This is a genomic window from Devosia elaeis (genome assembly GCF_001650025.1).
GTDB classification, from domain to species: Bacteria; Pseudomonadota; Alphaproteobacteria; order Rhizobiales; family Devosiaceae; genus Devosia; species Devosia elaeis.
In genome coordinates this window covers 1-26,593 of sequence record NZ_LVVY01000097.1, presented here as the reverse complement: position 1 = coordinate 26,593, position 26,593 = coordinate 1, and the positions used below count along the sequence as shown (strand labels likewise).

Annotated in this window: 22 protein-coding genes and 1 tRNA gene; 15 read left to right on the top strand and 8 right to left on the bottom strand. The window is 63.8% G+C overall.

Features of this window, described 5'->3' with window-relative positions:
- The first annotated feature begins 262 nt into the window (after nt 1-262).
- Together A3840_RS13255 and A3840_RS13250 are read left to right on the top strand one after the other, a co-directional pair.
- Nucleotides 263-991, top strand: a complete 729-nt coding sequence (locus A3840_RS13255) for an AzlC family ABC transporter permease (RefSeq protein ID WP_067457567.1) — start codon at nt 263-265, stop codon at nt 989-991.
- Nucleotides 975-1,283, top strand: a complete 309-nt coding sequence (locus A3840_RS13250; RefSeq protein ID WP_082903886.1) for an AzlD domain-containing protein — start codon at nt 975-977, stop codon at nt 1,281-1,283. Before A3840_RS13255 ends, A3840_RS13250 begins: the two co-directional genes overlap by 17 nt.
- A gap of 19 nt (nt 1,284-1,302) precedes the next feature.
- Here A3840_RS13250 and A3840_RS13245 read toward each other — a convergent pair.
- From A3840_RS13245 to A3840_RS13235, 3 genes are all read right to left on the bottom strand, one after another.
- A tRNA-Leu gene (locus A3840_RS13245) sits at nt 1,303-1,386 on the bottom strand.
- Between the two features lie 73 nt (nt 1,387-1,459).
- Nucleotides 1,460-3,937: a PBP1A family penicillin-binding protein gene (locus A3840_RS13240; RefSeq protein ID WP_082903885.1), complete on the bottom strand. Its 2,478-nt coding sequence runs from the start codon at nt 3,935-3,937 to the stop codon at nt 1,460-1,462.
- Nucleotides 3,938-4,040: 103 nt separating this feature from the next.
- Nucleotides 4,041-5,270, bottom strand: coding sequence for an N-acetylmuramoyl-L-alanine amidase (locus tag A3840_RS13235; protein ID WP_165603186.1), 1,230 nt, complete (start codon nt 5,268-5,270; stop codon nt 4,041-4,043).
- A 596-nt stretch (nt 5,271-5,866) separates the two neighbouring features.
- Here A3840_RS13235 and A3840_RS13230 point away from each other — a divergent pair.
- Complete coding sequence (locus A3840_RS13230) at nt 5,867-8,494, top strand: Rne/Rng family ribonuclease (protein WP_067457564.1); 2,628 nt, start codon at nt 5,867-5,869, stop codon at nt 8,492-8,494.
- A gap of 174 nt (nt 8,495-8,668) precedes the next feature.
- Here the strand turns inward: A3840_RS13230 and A3840_RS13225 are convergent, their stop codons facing one another.
- Nucleotides 8,669-9,826, bottom strand: a complete 1,158-nt coding sequence (locus A3840_RS13225; RefSeq protein WP_067457561.1) for a pyridoxal phosphate-dependent aminotransferase — start codon at nt 9,824-9,826, stop codon at nt 8,669-8,671.
- A gap of 148 nt (nt 9,827-9,974) precedes the next feature.
- Between A3840_RS13225 and A3840_RS13220 the strand changes: the two genes are divergently transcribed.
- The 6 genes from A3840_RS13220 to A3840_RS13195 all read left to right on the top strand — a co-directional run bounded on the left by A3840_RS13220 (nt 9,975) and on the right by A3840_RS13195 (nt 14,764).
- Nucleotides 9,975-10,820, top strand: coding sequence for a DsbA family protein (locus A3840_RS13220; protein WP_109442329.1), 846 nt, complete (start codon nt 9,975-9,977; stop codon nt 10,818-10,820).
- 84 nt (nt 10,821-10,904) lie between these two features.
- Complete coding sequence (gene aroQ / locus A3840_RS13215) at nt 10,905-11,342, top strand: type II 3-dehydroquinate dehydratase (RefSeq protein WP_067457558.1); 438 nt, start codon at nt 10,905-10,907, stop codon at nt 11,340-11,342.
- Between the two features lie 28 nt (nt 11,343-11,370).
- The gene (accB, locus tag A3840_RS13210; RefSeq protein ID WP_425388852.1) at nt 11,371-11,862 is read left to right on the top strand and encodes an acetyl-CoA carboxylase biotin carboxyl carrier protein; all 492 of its coding nucleotides are present in this window, start codon (nt 11,371-11,373) and stop codon (nt 11,860-11,862) included.
- 11 nt (nt 11,863-11,873) lie between these two features.
- On the top strand, nt 11,874-13,220 hold the full coding sequence (gene accC, locus A3840_RS13205; protein ID WP_067457553.1) for an acetyl-CoA carboxylase biotin carboxylase subunit: 1,347 nt from the start codon (nt 11,874-11,876) through the stop codon (nt 13,218-13,220).
- A 135-nt stretch (nt 13,221-13,355) separates the two neighbouring features.
- A complete protein-coding gene (gene aat / locus A3840_RS13200; RefSeq protein ID WP_067457550.1) occupies nt 13,356-13,991 on the top strand; it encodes a leucyl/phenylalanyl-tRNA--protein transferase in 636 nt (211 codons plus the stop codon).
- Nucleotides 13,988-14,764, top strand: a complete 777-nt coding sequence (locus A3840_RS13195; protein WP_067457548.1) for an APH(3') family aminoglycoside O-phosphotransferase — start codon at nt 13,988-13,990, stop codon at nt 14,762-14,764. The genes aat and A3840_RS13195 overlap by 4 nt, the downstream gene beginning before the upstream one ends.
- Nucleotides 14,765-15,051: 287 nt before the next feature.
- On the opposite strand, the gene A3840_RS13190 is transcribed toward A3840_RS13195, so the two are convergent.
- The 4 genes from A3840_RS13190 to A3840_RS13175 all read right to left on the bottom strand — a co-directional run bounded on the left by A3840_RS13190 (nt 15,052) and on the right by A3840_RS13175 (nt 17,139).
- Nucleotides 15,052-15,549, bottom strand: coding sequence for a GyrI-like domain-containing protein (locus tag A3840_RS13190; protein ID WP_067457544.1), 498 nt, complete (start codon nt 15,547-15,549; stop codon nt 15,052-15,054).
- A gap of 81 nt (nt 15,550-15,630) precedes the next feature.
- Entirely contained in the window at nt 15,631-16,053 is a 423-nt protein-coding gene (locus A3840_RS13185; RefSeq protein ID WP_205633383.1) for a DUF2155 domain-containing protein, read from the bottom strand.
- Between the two features lie 13 nt (nt 16,054-16,066).
- On the bottom strand, nt 16,067-16,468 hold the full coding sequence (locus tag A3840_RS13180) for an NADH:ubiquinone oxidoreductase subunit NDUFA12 (RefSeq protein ID WP_067457541.1): 402 nt from the start codon (nt 16,466-16,468) through the stop codon (nt 16,067-16,069).
- A gap of 89 nt (nt 16,469-16,557) precedes the next feature.
- The gene (locus tag A3840_RS13175) at nt 16,558-17,139 is read right to left on the bottom strand and encodes a TetR/AcrR family transcriptional regulator (RefSeq protein ID WP_067457538.1); all 582 of its coding nucleotides are present in this window, start codon (nt 17,137-17,139) and stop codon (nt 16,558-16,560) included.
- An 82-nt stretch (nt 17,140-17,221) separates the two neighbouring features.
- On the opposite strand from A3840_RS13175, the gene A3840_RS13170 reads away from it, so the two are divergent.
- The 6 genes from A3840_RS13170 to A3840_RS13145 all read left to right on the top strand — a co-directional run bounded on the left by A3840_RS13170 (nt 17,222) and on the right by A3840_RS13145 (nt 26,562).
- Complete coding sequence (locus A3840_RS13170; RefSeq protein WP_067457536.1) at nt 17,222-18,424, top strand: MFS transporter; 1,203 nt, start codon at nt 17,222-17,224, stop codon at nt 18,422-18,424.
- Nucleotides 18,425-18,989: 565 nt separating this feature from the next.
- Nucleotides 18,990-22,685, top strand: coding sequence for a vitamin B12-dependent ribonucleotide reductase (locus A3840_RS13165; RefSeq protein WP_067457533.1), 3,696 nt, complete (start codon nt 18,990-18,992; stop codon nt 22,683-22,685).
- Nucleotides 22,686-22,860: 175 nt separating this feature from the next.
- Complete coding sequence (locus A3840_RS13160) at nt 22,861-24,129, top strand: nucleotidyltransferase domain-containing protein (RefSeq protein WP_067457530.1); 1,269 nt, start codon at nt 22,861-22,863, stop codon at nt 24,127-24,129.
- Nucleotides 24,032-24,838, top strand: a complete 807-nt coding sequence (locus tag A3840_RS13155) for a type II CBASS E2 protein (protein WP_483782928.1) — start codon at nt 24,032-24,034, stop codon at nt 24,836-24,838. The genes A3840_RS13160 and A3840_RS13155 overlap by 98 nt, the downstream gene beginning before the upstream one ends.
- Nucleotides 24,762-25,919, top strand: coding sequence for an SAVED domain-containing protein (locus A3840_RS13150; protein ID WP_067457524.1), 1,158 nt, complete (start codon nt 24,762-24,764; stop codon nt 25,917-25,919). The genes A3840_RS13155 and A3840_RS13150 overlap by 77 nt, the downstream gene beginning before the upstream one ends.
- Before the next feature lie 442 nt (nt 25,920-26,361).
- Complete coding sequence (locus A3840_RS13145; protein ID WP_067457521.1) at nt 26,362-26,562, top strand: hypothetical protein; 201 nt, start codon at nt 26,362-26,364, stop codon at nt 26,560-26,562.
- The last annotated feature ends 31 nt before the right edge of the window (nt 26,563-26,593 follow it).

Below are 26,593 nucleotides of genomic sequence, written 5' to 3'. Positions count from 1 at the left end.
TGTCAGGGCACGTCACGGCACTCGTCCCCGGGGCCGGCATGGGCTGAGCAATATTCAGACCGCCGGAGGGACCTGTTCACACCCCGAAGACGAGGTGCCGGCTGGACGGGCGCTGGAGGCTTGGCAATGACATTGCGGGCCTGTCTACGCCTCCGCCCCGAAACCGTCAATCGAGCCGCTTCCAGCCATCAGCGCCGGCGATGAGACGCATCACCACTTGTCATCGCCAATCCCACCCTGCCCTGTGCTAGAGACGTGCTCCATGTCTCAATTTGCCGCCCTCGCCGATTCCCCTAGAGAACAATTCCTGGCTGGTGCCCGCGCCTGCCTGCCCGTCGCCATTTCGGTGGCCGCCTATGGGCTGGTCTGGGGCGTGTTGGCGCGCGGCGCCGGCCTCAGCCTCTTGGAAGTGCTGATGATGAGCGGGCTGGTCTTTGCCGGGGCGGCGCAATTCGTCGCGCTCGATCTCTGGACCGCGACGCCGGCCAGCCTGCCGATCGGCCCGCTGGTGCTCGCCGCCTTCATCGTCAATCTGCGCTACCTGCTGCTGACCGCCACGCTGCGACCGCTCTATCGTGACGGACAATTGCTGCGCGGCGCGCTCGGCATGTATCTGGTCACCGACGAGAACTGGGCCATGACCGTGGCCGCCATGGCGCGCGGCGGCGGTTCCGTCGCCTTTCTCATGGGCGGCGGCGTGCTTGCCTGGATTTCGTGGATGAGCACCAATGTCATCGGTTACGGCTTGGGCTCTGCCATCGACGATCCGACGCGCTGGGGGCTCGATTTCGCCTTTACCGCGACGTTCCTGGCGCTGCTGCTGGGCATGTGGAAGGGCAAGGCCGATCTCGTGCCCTGGCTGGTCGCGGCGCTCGCCGCCATCGCCACCGCGCATTTTGTCGAAGGCAATTGGCATATCCTGGTCGGCGGCATCGTCGGCAGCGTGGCCGGCGCCATCCTGGAGGTCCGCAAGCGTGTACACCTCGCCTGAAGCCGTCATTGCCATCCTCGGCATGGCGCTCGCCACCATCGCCGTCAAGGCCAGCGGGCTGTTGCTGGCCGATCGCCTGCCGCGCGAAGGCTTCGCCGCCGCCTGGCTGAAGCACATTCCGGGCGCGGTGCTCGCGGCCCTGGTGGCCCCGGCCCTGGTCACGGGCAGCATGGCGGAAGTGGTCGCCGCGGTGGCGACCGGCACGATCTTCGTGCTGTCGCGCAACCTCTTCGCCGCCATGGCAGGCGGCGTGCTCACGGTCTATCTCATGCGCCTGTGGCTCGGCGCCTGAACGATAGCGATTTCGGGAATGGTGCCCCCCGCCGGACTCGAACCGGCACGCCTCGCGGCGGAGGATTTTGAGTCCTCTGCGTCTACCATTCCGCCAGAGGGGCACGGGCCGGTTCCTAGCCTACCCGATTGATCCGCGCAACTGGCTTGGACGGGATCGCACGCAAAAGGCGCCGGCTATTGCCAGCGGCTGCGGCCGAGCCCGGGAGCCAGGAAAGTTCCGTTGCCGCTCGGCTGCGTGGTGCTGATGCCGGAGCCATATTGCTGCTGCATCAGCAGGTCGCGCTGATAGGCGTCATAGGCGGCGGTGTCGATACCGATCACCGAGGTCACCAGATTCGGTCCGGTGCCCGGCTTGAACGCCTCGCGGATGGCGGATTCGCCCTCGAAGGCCTTGACCCCGCTATTGGGATTGACCCAGGCCGTGGTCATGCCGCTCGGCACGTTGAACGGCGTCGGTGGCTTGCCCTGCAAGGCCTTGGCCATGAAATTGGTGAAGATCGGCACGGCCATGCCGCTGCCGGTCGAGGCCGAGCCCATGGAGCGTGGCTGGTCGTAGCCGACATAGACGCCCACGGCCAGTTCCGGCGTGAAGCCGACGAACCAGGCATCCTTGTAATCGTTGGTGGTGCCGGTCTTGCCGGCCACGGGCCGGTTGAGGGCCCTTGCGGCGGTGCCGGTGCCGCGCTGCACCACGCCTTCCATCATCGAGGTGATCTGGTAGGCGGTCATCGGGTCCAGCACCTGCTGGCGATTGTCGAGAATGCGCGGTTCCCCCTGCCCGTGCCAATCAGTCGCCTGGCACCCCTCGCAGACACGCTCGTCGTGCCGATAGACGGTCTTGCCATAGCGGTCCTGGATGCGGTCAATCAGCGTCGGCACGATCTTGCGGCCGCCATTGGCGATGGTGGCATAGGCGGCGGTCATGCGCATGGCCGTGGTTTCGCCGGCGCCCAACGACATGGCCAGCACCGGCTGCATATCGTCGTAAATGCCGAATAGCCGCGCATAATCGGCAATCAGCGGCATGCCGATATCGCGCGCCAGGCGCACAGTCATGACATTGCGGCTGCGCTCGATGCCACGGCGCAGCGTCTGCGGGCCGTAGAATTCCTGCGCGTAGTTTTCGGGCCGCCAGACCGAGCCATCGCTCATGCGCACTTCGATGGGCGCGTCGAGGACGACGGAGGCCGGCGTATAGCCATTGTCGAGCGCCGCCGCATAGACGATCGGCTTGAAGGACGAGCCGGGCTGGCGCAGGGCCTGCGTCGCGCGATTGAATTCGCTTTCGGCGAAGGAGAAGCCGCCGACCATGGCCAGGACGCGACCGGTGCGCGGATCCATGGCGACCAGCGCGCCTTCGACTTCCGGCACCTGTTCGAGCGTATAGACGCCGTCCTTGCCGGCCACCGGCGACACATAAACCACATCCCCAGCCTTGAGGATGTCCTGCACCGGGCGCGAGACCCATTTGATCTCGGGGCCGGACAAAGTGCCTTCCACCCGCTCGGGTGAAAAGCCGCCATCGACGTCGCTTTCCGGGCGCAGGCCGATACGGGCCTGGTTATTGCCCGCCTCCAGCACCACGGCCAATTGCCATTCCGGCACGTCGCTCAGCGGCTTGATGGCGGCGACGGCGGTGCCCCAATCCTCGCCCAGCTCCACGCTGGCGACCGGGCCGCGGAAACCGCGCGTATGATCGTAGGCGATCAGCCCGTCCATCAGCGCGCGGCGCGCATATTCCTGCAGGCGCGGCTCCAGCGTGGTGCGCACCGACAGGCCGCCGCCATAAAGCTGGTCTTCGCCATAGAGCCGCGCCAGGGCGCGGCGCACGTCTTCGGTGAAATATTCGGCCGAATAGACCTGGCTGCCGCTGCTGCGCGGGATGACGTTGAGCGGCGCCTCCTTGGCGGCGGCCGCTTCCTCGGGGCTCACATAGCCGTTCTCGACCATGCGATCGATCACCCAATTGCGGCGCTCGATGGCCTGCTGCGGGCGGCGGAACGGATGGTAATTGTTCGGCCCCTTGGGCAGCGCGGCAATATAGGCGGCTTCCGGCAGGGTCAGTTGGTAGAGCGCCTTGTCGAAATAATTGAGCGCGGCGGCGGCGACGCCGTATGAATTGAGTCCGAGGAAAATCTCGTTGAGATAAAGCTCCAGGATCTTGTCCTTGGTGAAGGTGGACTCGATCCGCAGCGCCAGCACCGCTTCCTGGATCTTGCGATCCCAGGTCTGTTCGGAGGTCAGCAGGAAGTTCTTGGCGACCTGCTGGGTGATCGAGGAGCCACCGCCCTGGATGGCATTGTTGCCGTCGAGCCGCGCCAGCAGGTTGTCGCGCAGGGCGCGGATCACCCCATCGATGGCGATGCCGCTATGATTGTAGAAATCCTTGTCCTCCGCGGAGAGGAAGGCCTGGACCACCAGGGGCGGAATGGTTTCCACCGGCTGGAACAGGCGCCGCTCGCGCGCATATTCGGCCAGCAGCGTACCGTCGGCGGCATGAACGCGCGTGGTCACCGGCGGCTGGTAATCCTTGAGCACGGTATAATCGGGCAATTGCGCCGTCACCGTCGCCAGGTAGACGCCCGTGACCGCGACGCCGGCCAGCGCCATGAACATGCCAAATCCGAACAGCCAGCCGAGCAGACGAAACATCAGCGACCTCGCGCCATATCAGCGGCGACCCGCCCGGCAGAATAACAGAACCGGAGCGCGACGTTGATCATTTTACCTCGGGGCAGAGCCGGCGCGGCGCGGTTCATGGCTCTTCCTTCAAGGTGTCGAAATAGGTCGAAATCCCGCGCGCAATGGCCTCGGCGGTGCGGTCGCGCCAATCCGATTGCGTCAGATTGGCGACATCGCGGGGATTGGACATGAAGCCCAGTTCCACCAGCACAGAGGGCACGTCGGGCGCCTGCAACACGAAAAAGTCAGCCTGGCGCACCGGAAAACGACGCAGCGCCACGCTGGGTTCGAGCTGATGCACGATGGATTGCGCCGCCATGAAGGATTGGACGCGCATTTCGCGCCGCATCAGGTCGAGCAGGATATCGATGGCTGCCGGCCCGATTTGCGGCATGACGAAACCGGCGATCACGTCGGAGCGGTTTTCGGTGTCGGCCAGCACCTTGTCCAGAACGTCCGTGGCGTTCTCGTCGCGCGTATAGACGCTGGCGCCACGGATTTCGGGCTGCTGGAAACTATCGGCATGGATCGAGATCAGCAGGTCGGCCTTGTTGTTGCGCGCCAGGGCCACGCGCTCCTCCAGCCGCAGATAGGTGTCGGTTTCGCGCGTCAGCGCCACGTCGAACCGCCCCGATTCCACCAGCAATTCCTGCAGCCGCTTCGAGAAGGCGAGCACGATGTCCTTTTCGCGGATGCCGTCGGGTGTCTCGGCGCCGCTGTCGATGCCGCCATGGCCCGGATCGATCACCACCAGCGGCCGCGTGGCGATGGGCAGTTCGGACCCGCCGGCGGGCGTGGACACGGCGGCCGGGCCCGCATTGGCCGAGGCGGTGCGATCCCGTTCCGCATTGGCGGCGAATTCCTCGGCCGTCGCCGGAATGATGTCGACCACCAGCCGGGCGGGCTGGCCGTCGAAGGGATCGAGCACATAGGCCTGCTGCACCTGGGCCGGCGCGGACAGCGTCAGCGTGGTGCGCACGCGGTCCGGCGCCGCCTGTTCGATGACATAGCCGGAGATCATACCCTCCCCCGAGGGCGCGCCTTCCGTTTCGGGCACCGAGAAGGTGCCGGCGCGCACATCGATGGCCAGCCGATCCGGCTCATCGAGCGAGACGAAGGAGAATTCGGTGCGCGCGGCCAGGTCGATCACCAGGCGCGCCCGCTCGGGTGTCGCGGTGATGCGCGCATCGATGACATTGGGAAGCGCCGGCGGGGTCGCGCCGTCCTGCGCATGGACCGGGCCGGCGAAAGCCAGGAGCACCACCAGGAACAGCAGGCATCGTGTCAGAATGGTGGTGGGCAAGACGCGACCCGGCTCCTGCATTTCAATGGCATCGGCATGCCGCGCTCAAGCGGCGATTCTGCGGCAGCACGCCCTTATGCGATGATTTGCGTTCATGGCAAAGAAATGACCGTTCAAATCCGCACTCCTCCCCGGCTTTTGACTTTCCTGTTGCCATTCCGGCGCAACTTTCTTACACGCTAGAGGTGAAGGCGCGTGTGTTTCGCGATCAATTTTGGAGGCTCTGACAACCCTCCCTTGGTCCGAGACAGAGCTGGAATGTGCCGCGACAGGCGGCTCGGTCCAGGAAGGACGTTGCGGTTTTAGCGCCCGACTTGAAGAATTTCGGCCTCAGGGCCGGACGGTGGCGGGACTTTCCGGCCACCCAATAGGAAGAGGTCAAATGGCCCGCAGGCGGAGTATACGCGACGCGATCGAAGATACCGATTGCCGCTTTGCATCGCCCACAATGCCGGCTCTGACCATCATTATACAGGCGCTGAACGTGAGAGGTTCGCGCCCTTCAACACTCAACCCATTCGCCCCGCAATGCGCCACACCCAGGATGCCGCCTATCCGGCGTCCCCTTGTCGGCGCGCGGGTGCGCGGAGCTCATTATGGCGACCAAGAGAATGCTGGTGGATGCCATCCACCCGGAAGAAACACGGATTGTCGTTACCGCAGGTAACCGGCTTGAGGAATTCGACTTCGAATCGGCGACCCGCCGCCAATTGCGGGGCAATATCTACCTGGCGAAGGTAACCCGGGTCGAACCCAGCCTGCAGGCAGCCTTTGTCGAATATGGCGGCAATCGCCACGGCTTTCTCGCTTTCAGCGAAATCCACCCCGATTATTACCAGATCCCGGTCGCCGACCGCGAAGCCCTGCTGCGCGATGAGGAGCACGAGGACGAGCACCACGACGATAGCGACGAGCATATCTCCCTGCCCGAGGGCGTGACGGAGCCGGACGCCGAAGCCGATCCTCAGGAGCCGGGCGATGCCAGCCATATCGAGCAGGCCCCCGCCAACAGCGAACCGGTGGAATCCATCGGTGGCGCCGACGCGCTCGAGGAAGTGCCGGAGCGCCGCCGCTCCAGCCAGCAGCGCCGTCACCAGTACAAGATCCAGGAAGTCATCAAGCGCCGCCAGGTCATGCTGGTGCAGGTGGTCAAGGAAGAGCGTGGCAACAAGGGCGCGGCCTTGACCACCTATCTCTCGCTGGCCGGCCGCTATTCGGTGCTGATGCCGAACACCGCCCGTGGCGGCGGCATTTCCCGCAAGATCACCAATGCGGCCGACCGCAAGCGGCTCAAGGAAATCACCGCCGATCTCGAAGTGCCGCAGGGCATGGGCGTGATCCTGCGCACGGCCGGCGCCTCGCGCACCAAGGCTGAGGTCAAGCGCGACTTCGAATATCTGATGCGCCTGTGGGAAAGCGTCCGCACGCTGACGCTGCAGAGCCAGGCGCCCTGCCTCGTCTACGAGGAAGGTTCGTTGATCAAGCGCACGATCCGCGATCTCTATAACAAGGACATCGACGAAGTTCTGGTGGCGGGCGAAAACGCCTATCGCGAGGCCAAGGACTTCATGAAGATGATCATGCCGTCCCACGCCAAGAACGTGAAGCCCTATGGCGAGGAGCAGCCGCTCTTTTCCAAGTTCGGCGTCGAGAACCAGCTCGACCAGATGTTCTCGCCGGTAGTGACCCTGCCCTCGGGCGGCTACATCGTCATCAACCCGACCGAGGCGCTGGTTTCGATCGACGTCAATTCGGGCCGCTCCACCAAGGAGCACAATATCGAGGACACCGCGCTCCAGACCAATCTGGAAGCCGCCGAGGAAGTGGCGCGCCAGCTCCGCCTGCGCGACCTGGCCGGCCTCATCGTCATCGACTTCATCGACATGATGGAGAACCGTTCCAACCGGGCGGTGGAGCGCAAGCTCAAGGATTGCCTCAAGGACGATCGCGCCCGCATCCAGGTGGGCCGCATCTCCCATTTCGGCCTCATGGAAATGAGCCGTCAGCGCATCCGCTTCGGCGTCGTGGAGAGCTCGACCCACAAGTGCCCGGTCTGCGAGGGCACGGGCCTGGTGCGCTCCACCGAAAGCCTGGCGCTGATGATCATGCGCCATATCGAGGATCACGTGCTGCGCAAGCAGGGCCAGTCGATCAATGTGCGCGTGCCGGTGGAAGTCGCGCTCTATATCCTCAATTTCAAGCGCGAGACCCTGACGCAGCTTGAAATCCGCAACAGCCTGTCGATCACCATCACCGCCGATGGCAAGCTGACCGGCCACCAGTTCCAGATCGAAAAGGGCGAGGCCCGCGTCTCCGCCTATGCCGACCAGCGCGCCGCCGCCCATGTGCGTGTCGACAGCGCCGTGATCGAGGATGCCGACGAGGAAGAGGTCGAGGTCGAAGAGGCCGAGGAAACCGAAGCCCGCGCCGAAGGCGGCGATGGAGAAGGCAATGGCCGCCGTCGCCGGCGCCGCCGCCGTCGCGGTGGCCGCAATGGCGAAGCCGGTGCGCAGCCGGCCCATGAGGCCAATGGCGAGGTCGAAGCCGCCGCCGGCGACGACGAGGACGGCGATGCCGATGATGCCGCGACGCCGCGGGCCGCCGAGGGCGATGGCGATGGAGACGGCGAGCAGCGCCGCCGCCGTCGGCGTGGCCGCCGTGGCGGACGCCGCAATCGTCGCGAGAATGGTGAAGGCGCCGGCATCGAGGCCGCCGTCGAGGCACCGGCCGATGCGATTGTCGATCATGTCGAGCTGGAACCGGCCCCCGAGCCCGTCGAGGACGCAGCGCCGACCGAGCCCGTGCCGGCCGAAAAGCCCAAGCGGAGCCGCCGCAAGAAGGTCGCAGAGACCGAGGAATCGGCACCGGCCGAAACCACGCCGGTGGAAGCTGTAGCCGAGGCGCCCGCCGAAGCCGCCGCCGAGGAAAAGCCCAAGCGCAAGCCGCGGACCCGCAAGAAGGCCGAGCCGGCTGAAGCGGCGCCGGAGGCCGCTGTCGCTGAAGCCGCGCCCGCCGAGACATCGGCCGCCGAAGCGCCGCCGGCCGAGGAAAAGAAGCCGGCGCGAACCCGCCGCGTGAAGAAGGAATTGCCGCCCGAAGGCGTGGTGGTGACTTCCAGCGCCGCGCCCGCCGAGGCTGTCGCGGAAGCGGCAGCCGAAGACGGAGCCGAGCCGGAAAAGAAGAAAAAAGTCGGCTGGTGGCAGCGCCGCCTCGGCCTCGGCTAGAATGGTTCACTCCTGAGCCGAGCCATGAATGGACCTCATCCTGAACCTGTCGAAGGGTGAGGTCGCGACACTCGGCTTTCGATGTGCCAATCTCGTGGTTCGACGACATCTTCCAGACATGAAAAGGGCGGCCCTCCGGCCGCCCTTTTCATTCCAGGTCTGCCACCACGGCCATCAGGGTCCGCCCGCCCTGACAAAGAGCTGCAAGCGCTCCAACGCCTGTTCGATGGACGCCCTCGTGCCCGCATAGCTGAACCGCACATAGCCATTGCCGTCCGTGCGGTCGAAGTCGATGCCCGGGGTGGCCGCGACCCCGGCCTGTTCCAGCATGGTTTCGCAGAATTGCATGGAATCGTTGGAGAATTTTCCGATCCCGGCATAGGCGTAAAAGGCGCCATCCCCGGAGGCCGGCAGGTCAAAGCCGATGTCCCGCAGGCCCTCTGTCAGCACCTGCCGGTTTGCGGCGTAGCTTGCCTTCTGCTCCTCGGAATAGTCGCGCTCCTCCAGTGCCGCCGTCGCGGCGATCTGGCTCAGGGTCGGCGCGGAGATGAACAGGTTCTGCTGCAGGATTTCGGCGCGCCGGATCAGCGCTTCGGGCAGAACCATCCAGCCGATGCGCCAGCCGGTCATGCAGTAATATTTGGAGAAGCTGTTGATGATGATGGCGTCGCGCGTCAGCTCCAGCGCGCTCACCGAGGGCCCGCGATAATCGAGGCCGTGGTAAATCTCGTCGGAAATCAAGGTGACGCCCAGCCGCGCGCAGGTCTGCACGATATCGGCCAGCCCGGCCCGGTCCAAAGCGGCGCCGGTGGGATTGGCCGGACTGGCGAAAAGCAGGCCGTCAAAGGGCTGCCTGGCATGAGCGGCCGCGATGTCGGCGCCGGTCAGGTGCCAGCCATTCGCGGCCTTGACCGGGATTTCGGCAATGCCGAAGCCAAGGCCGAGGAGCGTATTCACATAGGCCGGATAGCCCGGCCGCGTGATGGCGATGCGCGCGCCCGGCTTGAACGCGGCATGGAAGGCCAGGATGAATCCGGCCGAAGAGCCCATCGTCGCCATGATCAAGTCCGGATCGACGGAGAGGCCATGCTGGCGTTCATAATAGGCCGCCAGCCCCTCCCGCAGCTCCGTCAGGCCCTTGGCATTGGTGTAGCCCTGCGGCTGCGGCAGGGCGCGCTGCACCGCCTCGATGACGCGCGGCGCCGGCGGCGCGCCCGGCTCGCCTATTTCCAGGTGGCAGATGCTGCGCCCCTGCCCTTCCAGCGCCTTGGCACGCTTGAGGATGTCCATGGCAAAGAAGGGCATCAGGCCGTCAGGCGCATTCGTATTCATGGGGGCTCCGGTGTTTCCCTTTGGGACTAGCCCGAAGCGCCGCCCGTCTCAACAACAATTGATGGCGCGGCAAACCGGCCGCCGACAAGCGGCTGCACGTTTGGGTCCAGGTCTGCTAGAACAGCCCGACGACTCGACGGAGCCTTTCATGAACCGCCTTCCCATCGTGCTGGCCGCTGTCGCCGGCATTCTCGCCGGAGCCCTGGGCTTTTCCCTCCTGAACCAGCCCAAGCCGGAAACCGATGCGGTGGCGGTGCGCGCCATCGTGGAACAGGTTCTCGCCGAGCAGCCCGCCCCCGAGGCGCCGCAGGTCGCGGCGCTCGACCCAACCGTCCTCAATCCGATGATCGAAGACTATCTGATGAGCGATCCCAAGCTGCTCCAGCGGCTCTCGGTCGCGCTGGAGGACACGCTACGCGTCGAGGAACAGGAACGGACCCAGGTGGCCATGGCCGAATTCCGCGACGCCATTTTCAACGCGCCCGACCAGATCGTGATCGGCAATCCGGATGGCGACGTCACCCTGGTGGAGTTCTTCGACTATAATTGCGGCTATTGCCGCGCGGCGGTGCCGGACCTGGCGGCGCTGATCGCGGAGGACCCCAATCTCAAGGTCATCCTCAAGGAATTCCCCATTCTTTCCAACGAATCCATCGACGCCGCGCGGGTGGGCGTCCTGGTCAGCCGGACCGACGCCGATTACTGGGCTTTCCATCAGGCGCTGTTCTCCAGCCGGGGTAAGGTGGACAAGGCAATTGCCCTGCAGGCCGCCGCGGAACAGGGGCTTTCGCAGGTCGATCTCGAATTGCGCATGGGTGAGGAAAATGTGGCCCGCACCATCCAGGGTTCCTACGAAATCGCCCAGGCGCTGGGCATTACCGGCACCCCGACCTACATCATCGGTAACGAGGTCATTCCCGGTGCGATCGGGGCCGACGAGCTGCGCAGCCGCATCGCCAATATGCGCGCCTGCGGCAGCACGCAGTGCAGTTAGGTCAGCACATTGCTGGCATTTCCGGTGCATTTCGTGTAACCGCCCTTGCGCCGGCCAAAATCGCCGGTGCACAAGGCTTGGATCATGACCAAACGCGTTCTCGTCCTCAACGGCCCGAACCTCAACCTGCTCGGCACACGCGAGCCGGGCACCTATGGCTCGGAAACGCTCAAGGACGTGGAAGCCCTGTGCAAGTCAGCGGCTGGCGAATTGGGTCTCAGCATCGATTTCCGCCAGTCCAATCATGAAGGCGAATTGGTCACCTGGATCCAGGATGCCCGCAAGACCGCGGATGGCATCCTGATCAATCCGGCGGCCTATTCGCATACTTCGGTTGCCATTCACGATGCCCTGCGGGCCGTGAACCTGCCGGTCGCCGAAGTCCACCTCACCAATATTCATCAGCGCGAAGCGTTCCGGCACCATTCCTATGTGTCGTCGGTCGCCTTCGGCGTCATTTGCGGCTTTGGCAGCCTGGGGTATAAACTTGCCCTGGAAGCCTTGGCCCAAAAACTCAAATAACGCTTCGACGCGCGAAGCCGGGAGACCGATAGAAATGACGAAGTCATCGGTGGATCAGGACCTGATCCGCGCCATTGCCGAACTGCTCAACAAGGAAAACCTTGCCGAGATCGAGATCGAGCAGGACGATCTGCGGGTCCGCGTCACCCGGTCCTATCCGAACGAGGCGCCTGCCTATGCGCCCGCTCCGATGCAATATATGGCCCCGCCCGCGGCGGCGCCGAGCGCTCCGGCCGGTTCCGTTCCCGCCGCTGCGCCGGCCAAGGCCGAAGACCTCGCCGCCAATCCGGGCACGCTGACCTCGCCCATGGTCGGCACTGCCTATCGCGCCCCCGAACCGGGCAAGCCGGCCTTCGTGGAAGTGGGCGCCAAGGTGTCGGAAGGTCAGACCGTCCTCATCATCGAGGCGATGAAGACCATGAACCAGATTCCGGCGCACCGCTCCGGCACCGTCACCCGCATCCTGGTGGACGATGCTCAGCCGGTCGAATATGGCGAGCCGCTGGTCGTCATCGAGTAAGGGGACTTTTGATGTTCCAGAAGGTCCTGATCGCCAATCGCGGCGAAATCGCCCTGCGCATCCTGCGTGCCTGCAAGGAAATGGGCATTCAGACGGTGGCGGTGCATTCCACCGCCGACGCCAATGCCATGCATGTGCGCCTGGCCGACGAAAGCGTCTGCATCGGCCCCAATGCCGCCAAGGATTCCTATCTCAACATCCCCTCCCTTCTCGCCGCCTGCGAGATCACCGGCGCGGATGCGGTCCATCCCGGCTATGGGTTCCTTTCTGAAAATGCCCGCTTCGCCAAGATCCTCGAAGAGCACAAGGTGACCTTTATCGGTCCCTCGGCGCACCATATCGAGATCATGGGCGACAAGATCACCGCCAAGAAGACGGCGGTGGAGCTGGGCATTCCCGTGGTTCCCGGTTCGGCCGGCGCGGTGGAAACCGAGCAGCAGGCGCTCAAGACCGCCAAGGACATCGGCTATCCCGTGCTGATCAAGGCCACGGCCGGCGGCGGCGGGCGCGGCATGAAGGTGGCGCAGACCGAAAAGGAATTGCTGGTCGCCTGGTCGACCGCCCGTTCCGAAGCCAAGGCCGCCTTCGGCAATGACTCGGTCTATATGGAGAAATATCTCGGCAAGCCCCGCCATATCGAGGTGCAGATCCTCGGTGATGGCCAGGGCAATGCCGTGCATCTGGGCGTGCGCGACTGCTCGCTGCAGCGTCGCCACCAGAAGGTGTGGGAAGAGGCCGGCGGCCCCACCATCACCGCCGAGGAACGCGACAAGATCGGCGAGATTTGCGCCGCCGCCATGCGCAAGCTCAAATATTCCGGCGCCGGCACCATCGAATTCCTCTACGAGAACGGCGAGTTCTATTTCATCGAAATGAACACGCGCCTGCAGGTGGAGCACCCGGTTACCGAGCGCATTACCGGCATCGACATCGTCTATGAGCAGATCAAGGTCGCCTCGGGCGAAAAGCTGTCGATGACCCAGGAGCAGGTGCAGTTCTATGGCCATGCCATCGAAGTGCGCATCAATGCCGAGGACGCACAGACCTTCGCGCCTTCGCCCGGCACGATCACCTTCTACCACCCGGCGGGCGGTGTCGGTGTGCGCGTCGATTCGGCGGTCTATCAGGGCTACAAGATTCCGCCCTATTACGACTCGCTGATCGGCAAGCTGATCGTCTATGGCCGCACGCGCGAGGAATGCCTAAAGCGCCTCAGCCGCGCGGTGGACGAATTCGTGGTCGATGGGGTCAAGACCACCCTGCCCCTGTTCCAGCGCCTGATCAAGGAGCCGGATATCCTGGCCGGCAATTACGACATCCACTGGCTGGAAAAGTTCCTGGCCGCCAACAAGGCTTGAAGCATGGACCACCGGGTCCCCGGATCATGTCCGAGGATGGCCCGGTGGTGACGATGGGGTGAACGCTTTGCGCACAATCCTCCAGTCGACGTCATTGCCCGGCTTGTCCGGGCAATCCATCTTCTCGCGATAAGCATGGCCCGCCGCACCGATCCCTTTGCCGTCGAGATCACGCCCGAACTCATCGTGCGCGCCTATCGTGCCGGCATCTTTCCCATGGCCGAGGATGCCGCCGACGACGACCTTTTCTGGGTCAGCCCGGAAATGCGCGGCATCATTCCGCTTGACGGCTTCCATGCCTCGAAAAGCCTGCGCAAGGCCATGCGCAAATCGGGCTGGACCATCCGCGTCGACAGCGATTGGGACGGCGTCGTGGAGGGCTGCGCCAGTGTGGGCGCTGATCGCCACACGACCTGGATCAACGGCACGATCCGCGCCGTCTATGGCGAATTGTTCCGCCGCGGCATCGCCCATACCGTGGAGGTCTGGGACGAAACCGAGCTTGTGGGCGGGCTTTACGGTCTGGCCATCGGGGCCGCCTTTTTCGGCGAATCCATGTTCCACCGCCGCACCGACGCCTCCAAGATGGCCATGGCGCATCTGGTGGACCGGCTCAACGCTGGCGGTTTCGAATTGCTCGATACGCAATTTCTCACCGACCACCTCGCATCGCTCGGCGGCATCGAAATTCCGCGCGCCGATTATGAAGATCGCCTCGGTCGTGCCCTGCTGCGCCAGGGCGACTGGACCGCATGGGACAAGGCGCAATGAGCAAGCCATCCGACCTGCCCGAAAGCCTGGGGCCGCTGCTGACCCTGGACTGGACCGAGATCACGCTGGGCCAATCGTCCTGCGATGTCTGGCGGATCGCGCTGGGCGACGGCAATGCCGTTTTTCTCAAGGCGGAGCGCCTGCATGATCTGGCTGAACTGCCGGGGGAGATTGAACGCCTCAACTGGCTGACCCGCATGGGCTTCAAGTCGCCGCGGGTCATCGATGCCGAGCAGGCCCATGGCCGGCTCTGGTTGCTGATGAGCGCGGTGCCGGGCGCGGACCTGACGCGTTTCGTGGACCAGCCCGGCGATTTCGTCCGCGTCTATGCCCAGGGCCTGAAGCGCATGCATGCGCTGGATCCCGCCCAATGCCCGTTCGACCATGGCATCGATGCCCGCCTGGACGAAGCCGAGCGGCGCCTGGCGGCCGGCCTGGTCGATGAGAGCGATTTCGATATCGAGCGCCAGGGCTGGACAGCCCGTCAGGTGCTGGACTGGCTTGTGGCCAACCCACCGGAAACCGGTGAGCTGATCGTTACCCATGGCGATGCTTCCAGCCCCAATGTACTGGCTCAGGATGGCCGCTTCTCCGGCCTGGTCGATTGCGGCCGCATGGGCCGCGCAGATGTCTGGCAGGACCTGGCCATCGCCTGCCGCAGCATCGCCTATAATATCGGCGAGGAGCACGTGGCGGCCTTCCTCAAGGCCTATGGCGCCGAATGGGATGCGGCGAAATACCGGTATTATTGCACGCTGGACGAGATGTTCTGAGGGAGACGAGGGGGCACTTCGCCCCAACGCTTCCTCTCTTCGTCACCGCCGGGCTTGTCCCGGCGGTCCATGCCGCCCCGAGTTGGATTGCCGGGACAAGCCCGGCAATGACGATGGGGATGGGACAATGTTCGGGCTGGAATGCTTGTGAACCAGTAGACCTCATCCTGAGCCTGTCGAAGGACGAGGTCGTGGCACCCAGCTTCCGGCGTTCCCGACCTCGTGGTTCGACAAGCTCACCATGAGGTCTCCGGGAGAGCGCGTTTCAAATCAAAAGCAATCGACTGCTAATCCCGCAGCTTGAACGCCAGCGTCGTCACCCACTCATCCATGTTCGGCACTTCCGCCGGGTCGGATTCGTACAATTCCAACCGGCAGGCGAAATGGTCGCCGTCCGGCTTCTGCTCCATGTCGAAATCCTGTCCGGTCAGTCGCGCCCAGCCGATCATCATGCCGGTGACCGTGATCAGCGCGTCGGGATGGCCGTGCCAGGACAGCGTCATGAAGCGTCCGCCCGGCAATGTGCCCACCGCAACGTCGCCTTCCCCTGCGCCCGCCTCCTGCACCGCCACGCCGGCTTCCACGTCCAGAGTATTGGCCATGTCGATGCGGCGATAATTGTAAAAGGCGGGCCCGACCGGGGCCAGCCCGTGGCGCTCGATATGGGCAAACACTTTGGGAAAGCCCTCATTGGCCGGCCGCTGCATCTGGTTCATCGGCACGGTGAACCGGACATAGACATAGGGCTGGGACGGGCGCTCGACGATTTCGGGCAAGGTCAGCATGCTTGTTCTCCTTCGCACGGACGGCGCGTCCGCACCCTCACGACGAAGGGCGGGCGGGCCGTTCGACATGGCGGCGGAGCGTTAGCGCTCGGCGGGCGGCGGCACGTTAGTGGAGGTTTTGCACTCGATCAGCCACACGTCGTAGACGGCGTGGTCCACGGCATTGAGCGCGGGGCTGTCGGCGAACATCCAGCCGGTGAAAATCCGTTCGCCTGTGCCATCCAGGCTCATCTGGTTCACTTCCAGAAAGGCGGAGGTGCGCTGCAAGGTGTCGCTGGCCGGGCGGTTGTAGCAGGCGCGCGGCGTGATCTCGAGCGCGCCGAACAATACGGTCTCGTCGATATAGACGTCGAAGCGGGTGATGCGGCCGGTGATCTTGTCGAGTCCGGCAAAGGTGGCCACCGGGTTGGCCAGCGGCTGCGCCTGCACCGGCAAAGCCGCGGGGAAGGCGAAAACGGCCGCTGTCAGCAGCGGCCGTAGCAATGGATGAAGAAATGGCCGCAAGGCTTTGATGCCCTTATTCAGGCGACCAGGCCTGATAATCGCCGGTCACGCGCGGGCGCTCGCCCTTGTTGAGCAGGCTGCCATCGGGACGATAGGCGGCGGCGGTGCCGGTCAGGTTGGGCAGGTGCGGCTTTTCCCAGGCGCGCGGCTCATATTTGGCATCGGCGGGCGGCACGTCGGTGCGGTGATGCATCCAGCCATGCCAGCCGGGCGGAATGGCGGAGGCATCAGCGAAGCCGCCGGCATAGGTCACGTAGCGGCGATCGTGCTTCTTGTCGTAATAATAGCGATTGCCGAATTCGTCCGAGCCCACATAGGCGCCGAAGCGGCGGATCCAGAGGCGCGTGCCCCAGCTATTGCCGCCCCACCAGGACAGGATTTCGGTCAGGAATTGCTTGAAACCGGATTGGGCCACGGGACGATTCCGAAAGTTTGGGCGTCGATTTGCCTGCGGTTTAGCATGGCTGGCAGAGGGAGCCTAGACCAAACAGAGCCAATTCGACTCTAGGGCGCGGCGTGATGCAGCAGAGCCATGGCGGCGGCGATTGCCGCATCCTTCTGGGCGTCGCTGGTGCCCGCAAGTCCCTGCATGTGCAAGCCCTGATCGAGCGTCTGCAGCAATTTGCCCAGGGCCTGCAGGTCTGCGGTCTTGTCCACCTGCCCCCGTGCAACGGCACCCACCAGATTGTCGCGATAGAGGGTTTCGATCTCGGCGGCGGCGGCCAGGGCCCGCTCGACGGCAGCCGGCGGCGCGCTGTCCTTCTGCGCCAGCGTATTGAGCATGAAGCAGCCATAATATTCGCTGCCATATTCCAGGCTTCTGAGCGCGGCCTCGATATTTTCCAGCCCCGGCGGCTGGCGCGTCAGCACGCCCCGATATTGCTCGAGCAGAAAACCGACGAAGCGATCCAAAGAGGCCTCGTAGAGCCCGGCCTTGCCGCCGAATTCCTTGTAGAGGCTGAAGCGGTTGAGCCCGGTATGTTCGACCAGGGCGGCCAGGTGCGCGCCCTCATAGCCAAGCCGCCAGAACAGGTTCAGCGCCTTGTCGATCACCTCCTCGCGCACATATTGACGTGGCCGCACCATTTTCAGATCGATCGTTCCGTATCCATTGACCCGGCGAAACAGCCGGGTTATTCACCAATCGTTCTGAAACAGGAATGCCCCGATGTCCAGCCCCCTGCTCCCGCTGCGCCGCTTCCTGGGCCTGTACTATGTCTATGCGTTCCTGTTCGACTTCATGCTGGCCTATGCGATCTATACGGCCCTGTTCGAGCTTGAGGGCCTGTCGATCAGCGAGATCGGCATCCTGCTGGCCTTCTGGTCGGCCTCCGCCATCGTGCTCGAAATGCCTTCGGGCGCGCTGTCCGACCATTTCGACCGCCGGGCGCTGCTGGTTCTGGCGCCCTTGGCCAAGGTGCTGACATTCGTGCTCTGGGGCGTGGCGGACGGCAATTTCTGGCTCTATGGGCTGGGCTTTCTGTTCTGGAGCCTGGGCCAGGCCTGGCAATCGGGCTCGCGCGAGGCCCTGCTCTTTGAGCGGCTGGCCCATGAGGGGCGCAGCGATGAATTCGACAAGATATTGGGGCGGGACAATGCCGCAGAAGGCCTCGGCATCGGGGCCGGCACGCTGCTGGGCGGCTTCGTTGCCTGGTACAGCTTCGATTGGGCCATCTGGCTCTCCATTCCGCCGCTGCTGATCGCCTCGCTTCTGGCCTTCTGGCTGCAGGATGTGCGCCGCAACGGCGCCGCGAAGCCGGAAAGCGACGAGGAGGCGGGCAATTACCTCTCCCACTTCAAGGACGCGCTGAACGAATTCCGCGGCCATGCCGATCTGCGCTTCGTCACCACCTATATCGCCGTGGGCCTGGTGATCTACGAATTGCTCGAGGAATTCGACCAGCTCTACTATCTCGCGACCGCCGTGCCGGTCTGGGCCTGGGGCATTCTGGGCGCCGGCGTGGAGGGGTTTTATGCACTGGCCAGCCTCCATGCCCATCGGCTGGCGGGCCGGCCCTGGCTGGCCTGGGGCCTGCCGCTGGCCGGCGGCGCCCTTCTGGTGGCGGCCTCGATCGGGGCATCGCCATTCTATGTCCTGCTGCTCTGCGCCGCCTATATCGTGGTCGCCCCGCTCGGCGTGCTTGCCGAAGCCCGCTTCCACCGCGTCATGGAAGGCCGCAGCCGCGCCACCACCACCTCCGCCCTGGTCATGGCCGAGAACATGGCCGGCATCGCGCTGACCCTGGCCTTCGGATTCCTGGCCGACAGGATCGGAATCCTGCCGGCCTATGGCTGGGCGGGCCTCGCCATGGTGCCGCTGGCCGTCTGGGTTCTGCGCGGGCAGGCCCGGGGATTGCGGGCGACCGACTAGATATGGTGTCCGCTTCTCTGCCGCCCCGGGCCAAAATTGTTCGCTTGACAGGTTTTCGCCGCCGCTGATTCTGCCATTCGATGCCATGGTAAAGCCGCGATTAACGCGGCGAGCCACGTGCCAAAGAGCAAGGATTTGCCGCATATTAGCGCTGGAATCTGACCTCATTTTTATGCCGGCGACAGGGGTGGGAAGCGCGTTCAAATCGTCGTCGCGAGCCCCCGGCATTGCTTGCACTTTGTCCCCGGAATCCACATATTACCCATACTAGCTCTTGTCTCACCACGAGAGCGGCACACTAGGTCTTGTGATTTCTGGCGTTGACGCGCCCTCTGAATCGGGGAACTCTCATCGACGGCCCGACACCCCATTAAGGGGCCCGGGCAGGACCTCGAAACCAAGCATCGGCAGCTAGACCGTCGCGGGTTCGGGGCACGGGGCAAATTCTACGAGGTTCGCGCCCTCCCGCGGGCCTTGGTTGGTGACAGCGTCAACAGAAACGGACGAAGCCGGACCAGCGGCTGGCGGGCCTTTGTGCCTGCTCGATTTGGGGAATACGAAGACTATGCGCATAGAACGCCGGTTTACCACTGCCAACGCGGATCGCTACGGCTCCATCGAGTTCCGCTCGGCCACCAGCGAGATCCGGAACCCGGATGGTTCCGTCGTCTTCAAGCTCGACAATATCGCCGTGCCCGCGACCTGGTCGCAGGTGGCCACCGATATCATCGCGCAGAAATATTTTCGCAAGGCCGGCGTCGCCAAGGTCCTGAAGAAGGTCGAGGAGAATTCCGTCCCCTCCTGGCTGTGGCGCTCCGTCCCCGATGAAGCTGCGCTCGCCAAGCTGCCGGAAGCCGAGCGCTATGGCTCCGAACTCGATTCCCGCCAGGTGTTCGACCGCCTGGCCGGCACCTGGACCTATTGGGGCTGGAAGGGCGGCTATTTCGATAGCGAAGAGGATGCGCGCGCCTTCTTCGACGAACTGGCCTTCATGCTCGCCACCCAGCGGGTCGCCCCCAATTCCCCGCAATGGTTCAATACGGGCCTGCACTGGGCCTATGGCATTGACGGCCCCGGCCAGGGCCATTTCTACGTCGACCCCTTCACCCACAAGCTGGTCCAGTCCAAGTCGGCCTACGAGCATCCCCAGCCGCATGCCTGCTTCATCCAGTCGGTGGACGATGATCTCGTCAACGAGAACGGCATCATGGATCTGTGGGTGCGCGAGGCGCGCCTGTTCAAGTATGGCTCGGGCACCGGCACCAATTTCTCCAAGCTCCGCGGCGAAGGCGAAAAGCTCTCAGGCGGCGGCAAGTCCTCGGGCCTGATGAGCTTCCTCAAGATCGGCGACCGCGCCGCCGGCGCCATCAAGTCGGGCGGCACCACGCGCCGCGCCGCCAAGATGGTGGTGATCGACATCGACCACCCCGATATCGAGCAATATATCAACTGGAAGGTGAAAGAGGAGCAGAAGGTCGCCGCCCTCGTCACCGGTTCCAAGACCGTCTCCAAGCACCTCAAGGCCATCATGAAGGCCGCCGTGAACTGCGAAGGTTCGGGCGACGATTGCTTCGACGTGGCCAAGAATCCGGCTCTGAAGCGCGAAGTGCGCGCCGCCAAGAAGGCCCTGGTGCCGGAAAACTACATCTTCCGCGTCATCCAGTTCGCCAAGCAGGGCTATACCGACCTCGAATTCCCCATCTACGACACCGATTGGGACAGCGAGGCCTATCTCACCGTTTCCGGCCAGAACTCGAACAATTCCGTCCGCGTCACCGACGATTTCCTCAACGCTGTCGAGGCCGATGGCGATTGGGACCTGATCGGCCGCATCAAGGGCAATGTCACCAAGACGCTGAAGGCCCGCGACCTCTGGGAACAGATCGGTTACGCGGCCTGGGCCTCGGCTGACCCCGGCATCCAGTATCACACCACCATCAACGAGTGGCACACCAGCCCGGCCGCCGGGCCGATCGTGGCGTCCAATCCGTGCTCGGAATACATGTTCCTCGATGACACGGCCTGTAACCTGTGCTCGGTGAACCTGCTGCCCTATCGCAACAAGGATTCGAGCTTCGACACCGCCGCCTTCGAACACACTGTCCGTCTCTGGACCGTGGTGCTCGAAATCTCGGTGATGATGGCGCAGTTCCCCTCGCGCTCGATTGCCGAGCGTTCCTTCGAATACCGCACCCTGGGCATCGGCTACGCCAATATCGGCGGCCTGCTCATGACCTCGGGCATTCCCTATGACTCGGCCGAAGGTCGCGCCATTGCCGGCGCCATCACCGCAGTCATGACCGGGGTGTCCTATGCCACCTCGGCCGAAATGGCCAAGGAGCTCGGCCCCTTCAAGGATTACAAGCGCAATGCCAAGCACATGCTGCGCGTCATCCGCAACCATCGCAATGCCGCCCATGGCAATGCCGAGGGCTATGAAGGCCTCTCCATCAATCCGGTCGCCCTCGACCATGCCAATCTCAAGGATGCGGCCCTTTCCGAGCGCGCCCGCGTCGCCTGGGACAATGCGCTGGCCCTGGGCGAGAAGCACGGCTATCGCAATGCCCAGGTTTCGGTGATCGCCCCGACCGGCACGATCGGTCTGGTCATGGATTGCGACACGACCGGCATCGAGCCCGATTTCGCTCTGGTCAAGTTCAAGAAGCTGGCCGGCGGCGGTTATTTCAAGATCATCAACCGCGCCGTGCCCCCTGCCCTGCGCACCCTGGGCTATTCGGAAGACCAGATCGCCGAAATGGAAGCCTATGCCGTGGGCCATGGCAACATGAACCAGGCCCCGGGCATCAATCCCTCGACCCTGCGCGCCAAGGGCTTTACCGACGACAAGATCGAGGCGCTCAATGCCGCGATGAAGTCGGCCTTCGACATCAAGTTCGTGTTCAACCAGTGGACGCTGGGCGCCGACTTCCTCAAGGGCCTGGGCGTCACCGATGAACAGCTTGGCGACTTCTCGTTCGAGCTGCTGCCCTTCCTCGGCTTCTCCAGGAAGGATATCGAGGCGGCCAATATCCATGTCTGCGGTGCCATGACCCTCGAGGGTGCGCCGCATCTCAAGGACGAGCACCTGCCCGTCTTCGATTGCGCCACCCCCTGCGGCAAGATCGGCAAGCGCTACCTGTCGGTGGAAAGCCACATCCTGATGATGGCGGCGGCCCAGCCCTTCATCTCGGGCGCCATCTCCAAGACCATCAACATGCCGAACGACGCCACGGTCGAGGACGCCAAGAACGCCTATATGCTGTCCTGGCGCCTGGCGCTGAAGGCCAATGCGCTTTATCGCGACGGCTCCAAGCTCAGCCAGCCGCTCAATTCCTCCGTGCTCGCCGCCGCTGACGACGAGGACGAGGAAGACGTGGTGGAATCCATCGCCGCCCTGCCCGCCGCCGCCAAGACGGAAGTGATCGTCGAGAAGATCGTCGAGCGCCTGCGCGAACGCGAAAAGATGCCGGATCGCCGCAAGGGTTATACCCAGAAGGCGGTGGTCGGCGGCCACAAGGTCTATGTGCGCACCGGCGAATATGAAGACGGGCGCCTGGGCGAAATCTTCATCGACATGCACAAGGAAGGCGCCGCCTTCCGCGCCATGATGAACAATTTCGCCATCGCCATCTCGCTGGGCCTGCAATATGGCGTGCCGCTGGACGAATATGTGGAGGCCTTCACCTTCACCCGCTTCGAGCCGGCCGGCATGGTCATGGGCAATGACCGCATCAAGAACGCTACCTCGATCCTGGATTATGTGTTCCGCGAGCTGGCCGTGTCCTATCTCGACCGGAACGACCTGGCCCATGTCAATCCGGACAGCCCGACTTCGCTCGGCAAGGGCGTTGCCGAGGACCAGGGTGCCCGCGGCGACGCGCTGGCGCCGGCCCCGGTGCCCGCCGAGCGCTTTGTCTCCCGCGGCATGACCCGCGGCAAGACGGCCAATGCCAGCCTGATGCTGGTGCCCACCGCCGAAGCCGCCCGCTATGCCAGCTCCGCCACCAGCACCTCGACGGTCACGGCCCTGCGCAGCGCCACGGCCCTCAAGATCGACCCGACCCCGACGGCCCTCAACACCGCCGAACTCGCCCCCATCCCGGCCCCCCCGCCCTCCAGGGACACCGGCCTCCTCCGCGCCGAAGCGCAGATGAAGGGCTATACCGGCGACCAATGCACCGAGTGCCACAACTTCACGATGGTCCGGAACGGAACCTGCCTGAAGTGCGACACGTGCGGCTGTACGACCGGGTGCTCATAGATATGCCGACTTGATCGATCCTGAATTCAGCTGACCGATCAAGTACTTACGAAGTGGCGGCGAGGTGTGAATCTCGCCGCCCAATAGCAGGCAGAACAGACCATGAATCTGCTGGTCGCGATGTTCCCTCCCCCGGCATCCGCCAGTGCGTCGAACGACAGGAGTTCCTTCGACCATGAATTACAGTTCGCCCACCCTACGCCAGATCGCCGCGTACTCGCCGCTCGACGTTCTCCTGGCCGATGTCGCCGTCCGCGTGCAGCTTACGCCCACCGACTACCAAAACGCAGTCGCCCACTACCAGGCCATCAGCGACTGGCTCGACCGCTCCGGCAGCCCGCTGGAAGGAAAAGTCCTCGAATTCTATCCGCAAGGCGGTTTTTCCATCGGAGCGACAGTTGCGCGCCACTCGACCACCAGCGACTTCGACATCGATGTGATCGCCCAGATCGACTGGTCACCATACATCGACCCCGAAGAGGCTCTGGCGACACTCCACGACGCTATCGCCTCGGTGAAAGGCACGCGGTACCACGACAAGACCGAACGCAAGACCCGCTGCAGCACCATCAATTACGCGGACATGCACCTCGACGTCACACCGGTGGTCCGCACCTGGGGGCGGAACGAGAAGACCAGCTACATCTTCCACTCCAAGCCTTCTGATCTATCCGAACCGAAGAAGACGCTGCTCGCCAATCCTTTCGGTTTCGCCGAGTGGTTCAAGGAGATGACCCCGCCCGATACCGCGTTCGGCGAGTTCTTCGAGCGCCGGTCCCTCGACTACAACCGGATCCTGCTCGACGCCAAAGCCGAAACCGCTCCGGTCCCTGACCAGATGCCGGCTTACCGCAAGTCTCGCGCGGTGATCGCCCTTCAACTGATCAAGAGGTGGCGCAACATCCTGTACGACCGCAGTTGGCCGAACCTCCGGCTGCCGCCGTCAGTGTTGCTGGCTCACTACGTCGCCCTCAATGCCAACCGGACGAACACGCTTGCCGACGAGCTGATTCACCAGGTTGATGTCCTTCGCAGCATCATCGCCGGCGCCGAAGCCCAAAACCGCCTGATCTATGCCCATAACGAGAGGTGCCGCGAGGACATCTTCACCGACCGGTGGCCCGGTGATCGGTTGAACCAGCGGATCTTCCTCAAGGAACTGGACGGGTTCGCTGCCGACCTGCGGCTCATGCGGGACGGTGGGCTCAGCCTGGCAGAGATGCTCAAGGTCATGGAGCGCCTGTTCGGCGAGAAGCCGGCCCGTGACGCCTATGAAGGCTTCATCCGCCAGCAACGCGGTGACCTGTTCGCCGGCAAGAACGTCCACATTCCCAAGGTGGGCGCCATTGCCGCGCTGGGCAGCCTGGCCGCACCGGCCAGCGCCCGGTCCACTCCCTATCATACCGACTTCGGAGATCCCGAAACTGGCCCTGTCCGTCGCTGAACAGCACCGTCGAATCCGGAAGGATTATCCGGATTTCAAGTTGGTCTGCGACCTCGGCTTCATGGGGGTGTGGGAGGGTCACCTCACCCCCATCTTTCAGAAGTACAAGATCCGGATCACCTATATCGCGTACCCCTATTTCGATGCGTTCCGTCTCGGCAACCCGCGCGAATGCATCATTGTACTGGATCCGCCTATCGGCGCCGACCCACGGGGTACCGGCGAGCGTGCACAGCACACGTACTGGTGGGATCGGGACCCCGACTATCCTCGCCTGTGCGTCCATGACCCCGCTGCCGATGATTGGGACCCCGACAAGTACATTGCCGACACGCTGATCCCGTTCACCATCAACTGGCTGCTCTGGCACGAGGACTGGGTTGCCACGGGCCTTTGGCGGGGACGCGGGCGCCACCCCGAGTCGGCTCCCACCGGTTCCGGCTATGGAACTGGCGAAGCTCATCAAGGCGGCGGAATGCCATTTCCCACTACTGCCTTCATGCATCTTGGGCTCCTGTCGGGCACCAGCTGCGCCTACCGCTCGATGGGCTCGCAATGGTCGGCCTATTTCCAGGCAGGCCTCCCTCCTCCTCCCAACCATCCTGGCTTTACTTCCGAAAAGTTGCATGCCCATGTCCAGCACATCGATACCGACGCACATCCAGCGTGCCCTATGGGCGCTGTCGGCAGGCCGCTGCCAGTTCCGTAGCTGCAACCAGCTCCTTGTCGGCGACCTGCTTATCGGCAAGAAGCACGCCGTCTACGGCTATGTGGCCCACATCATCGCGGATTCGCCCGCCGGCGCCCGCGGTCACGAGGAACTCTCAAGGATCCTCGCCAAGGATGTCAGCAACCTGATGCTGCTCTGTGCCAAGTGTCATCGCCGCGTCGACAACGAAGCACCCGAGCAGTATCCCGCCGATCTCTTGAGGGACATGAAGCGGGAGCACGAACACCGGATCCGTATGGCCACCGGCGTCGACGTGGACCGCGCATCCCATGTTATCCGGTTCGGTGCCAACATCGGTCAGAACCAGGCGCTCGTCTCCACGCGCCAGCTTCATGAAGCCATGATGCCGGACCGCTGGCCGATCAGCGAGACCACGATCGATCTGGAAATAGTAGGGTGTGCATTTGAGGATCATGAACCCGAATACTGGCCGCTACAGCAGCGGAACCTTGCCCGCCAATTCCAGACTCATGTCGGAGGTAGAATCGAGCGGCAGGACATCCGACACGCCAGCGTGTTCGCTTTGGCGCCGCAGCCATTGTTGATCGAACTCGGTCGGCAGCTCTCCGACATCTTGCCGGTGAGCGTTCATCAGCTCCATCGGGAGCCGCAAACCTGGACCTGGCAGAACGACGGCCCTCCGATACAGTTTGAAACGGCAGAGCCGAAGTCCCCGGACGGGAAGGTCGCCCTCATCCTTGCGCTGAGTGCAACGGTCGCTCACGACCGGATCCAGCGTGTCCTTGGGGAAGATTGCTCTATCTGGTCTATCACTGCTGCCGCCCCCCACAACGATATCCTTCGACGCCCCGAGGACCTTGCTGAATTCCGACGACTGCTGCGGTCCGCGCTGAATCGGATCAAGGCGGTGCATGGCGAGGCGAAGACGATCAACGTGTTCCCTGCCCTTCCGGTCTCTGCGGCGGTTGAGGTCGGCCGGGTATGGATGCCCAAGGCCGATCTCCCACTCCGCATCTATGATCAGAACCGCGTCCTCGGCGGCTTTGCCCCGACAGTCGACATCCACATGACGCCAGATCCACCGGATGCGCATCGATAGCAGCTTTTGATTGAAACTGTCGGTTGACAGGGAATACTCTGTTCCGTATCTGTACCAGAATGAGCATGAGAACCATAGACAAACGCGAGAACCTACAGGCGGCGCCGACCGGCAGCCGCACGGATCGCGTTGTCCTCCAGCGTTCCGGACTGCACCTCTAGCTGCAGTTTTCGGGAGGACCTCACCGGGTACCCTCTCATGTTCATTCGAACCATCATTGACGGCGAAGCTGACCCAGAGACGCAAAGGCGGCTCTCGCAGGGTTACGTTTCCGTGCGGCTGGCCCGTGGCCCGATAGACCACCGACTATAGGGCAAACGCCCCCTCATCTGAACACCCATGAACATTTTTGATCCCGGGCGCAGACCGCGCCCATGTAACCGGCCAGGTTTGGCGGGCGCGTAGTCGCTCGGCTAATTGCCTGCCGGAGAACGAGGCAGCAATGGCTGACAATGACGACTACGACGACATCTCCGTTGAAGAGATGGATGCGATCGATGCCGAGGTGATGCGGGGCAAGTCCTTGCATCGTCCCGCCATCCACACTCTCCCCGAGCTCATGATCCGCCTGGCGTTGATGCCGGCACATGTGGCCCGCCTGCGCCGCGACCGCACCACCAGCATGGTCATCGAGGCCCTATAGCGCGGCAATCTGGATGAGACGCTGGCGACAA

Coding starts and splice junctions, on each gene's coding strand:
- A3840_RS13160 (WP_067457530.1), top strand. CDS start 22,861: ATGAATTACAGTTCGCCCACCCTACGCCAGATCGCCGCGTACTCGCCG.
- A3840_RS13220 (WP_109442329.1), top strand. CDS start 9,975: ATGAACCGCCTTCCCATCGTGCTGGCCGCTGTCGCCGGCATTCTCGCC.
- A3840_RS13170 (WP_067457536.1), top strand. CDS start 17,222: ATGTCCAGCCCCCTGCTCCCGCTGCGCCGCTTCCTGGGCCTGTACTAT.
- A3840_RS13240 (WP_082903885.1), bottom strand. CDS start 3,937: ATGTTTCGTCTGCTCGGCTGGCTGTTCGGATTTGGCATGTTCATGGCG.
- A3840_RS13225 (WP_067457561.1), bottom strand. CDS start 9,826: ATGAATACGAATGCGCCTGACGGCCTGATGCCCTTCTTTGCCATGGAC.
- A3840_RS13255 (WP_067457567.1), top strand. CDS start 263: ATGTCTCAATTTGCCGCCCTCGCCGATTCCCCTAGAGAACAATTCCTG.
- accC (WP_067457553.1), top strand. CDS start 11,874: ATGTTCCAGAAGGTCCTGATCGCCAATCGCGGCGAAATCGCCCTGCGC.
- A3840_RS13145 (WP_067457521.1), top strand. CDS start 26,362: ATGGCTGACAATGACGACTACGACGACATCTCCGTTGAAGAGATGGAT.
- A3840_RS13165 (WP_067457533.1), top strand. CDS start 18,990: ATGCGCATAGAACGCCGGTTTACCACTGCCAACGCGGATCGCTACGGC.
- A3840_RS13175 (WP_067457538.1), bottom strand. CDS start 17,139: ATGGTGCGGCCACGTCAATATGTGCGCGAGGAGGTGATCGACAAGGCG.
- A3840_RS13195 (WP_067457548.1), top strand. CDS start 13,988: ATGAGCAAGCCATCCGACCTGCCCGAAAGCCTGGGGCCGCTGCTGACC.
- aat (WP_067457550.1), top strand. CDS start 13,356: ATGGCCCGCCGCACCGATCCCTTTGCCGTCGAGATCACGCCCGAACTC.
- A3840_RS13190 (WP_067457544.1), bottom strand. CDS start 15,549: ATGCTGACCTTGCCCGAAATCGTCGAGCGCCCGTCCCAGCCCTATGTC.
- A3840_RS13150 (WP_067457524.1), top strand. CDS start 24,762: ATGTCCAGCACATCGATACCGACGCACATCCAGCGTGCCCTATGGGCG.
- A3840_RS13230 (WP_067457564.1), top strand. CDS start 5,867: ATGGCGACCAAGAGAATGCTGGTGGATGCCATCCACCCGGAAGAAACA.
- aroQ (WP_067457558.1), top strand. CDS start 10,905: ATGACCAAACGCGTTCTCGTCCTCAACGGCCCGAACCTCAACCTGCTC.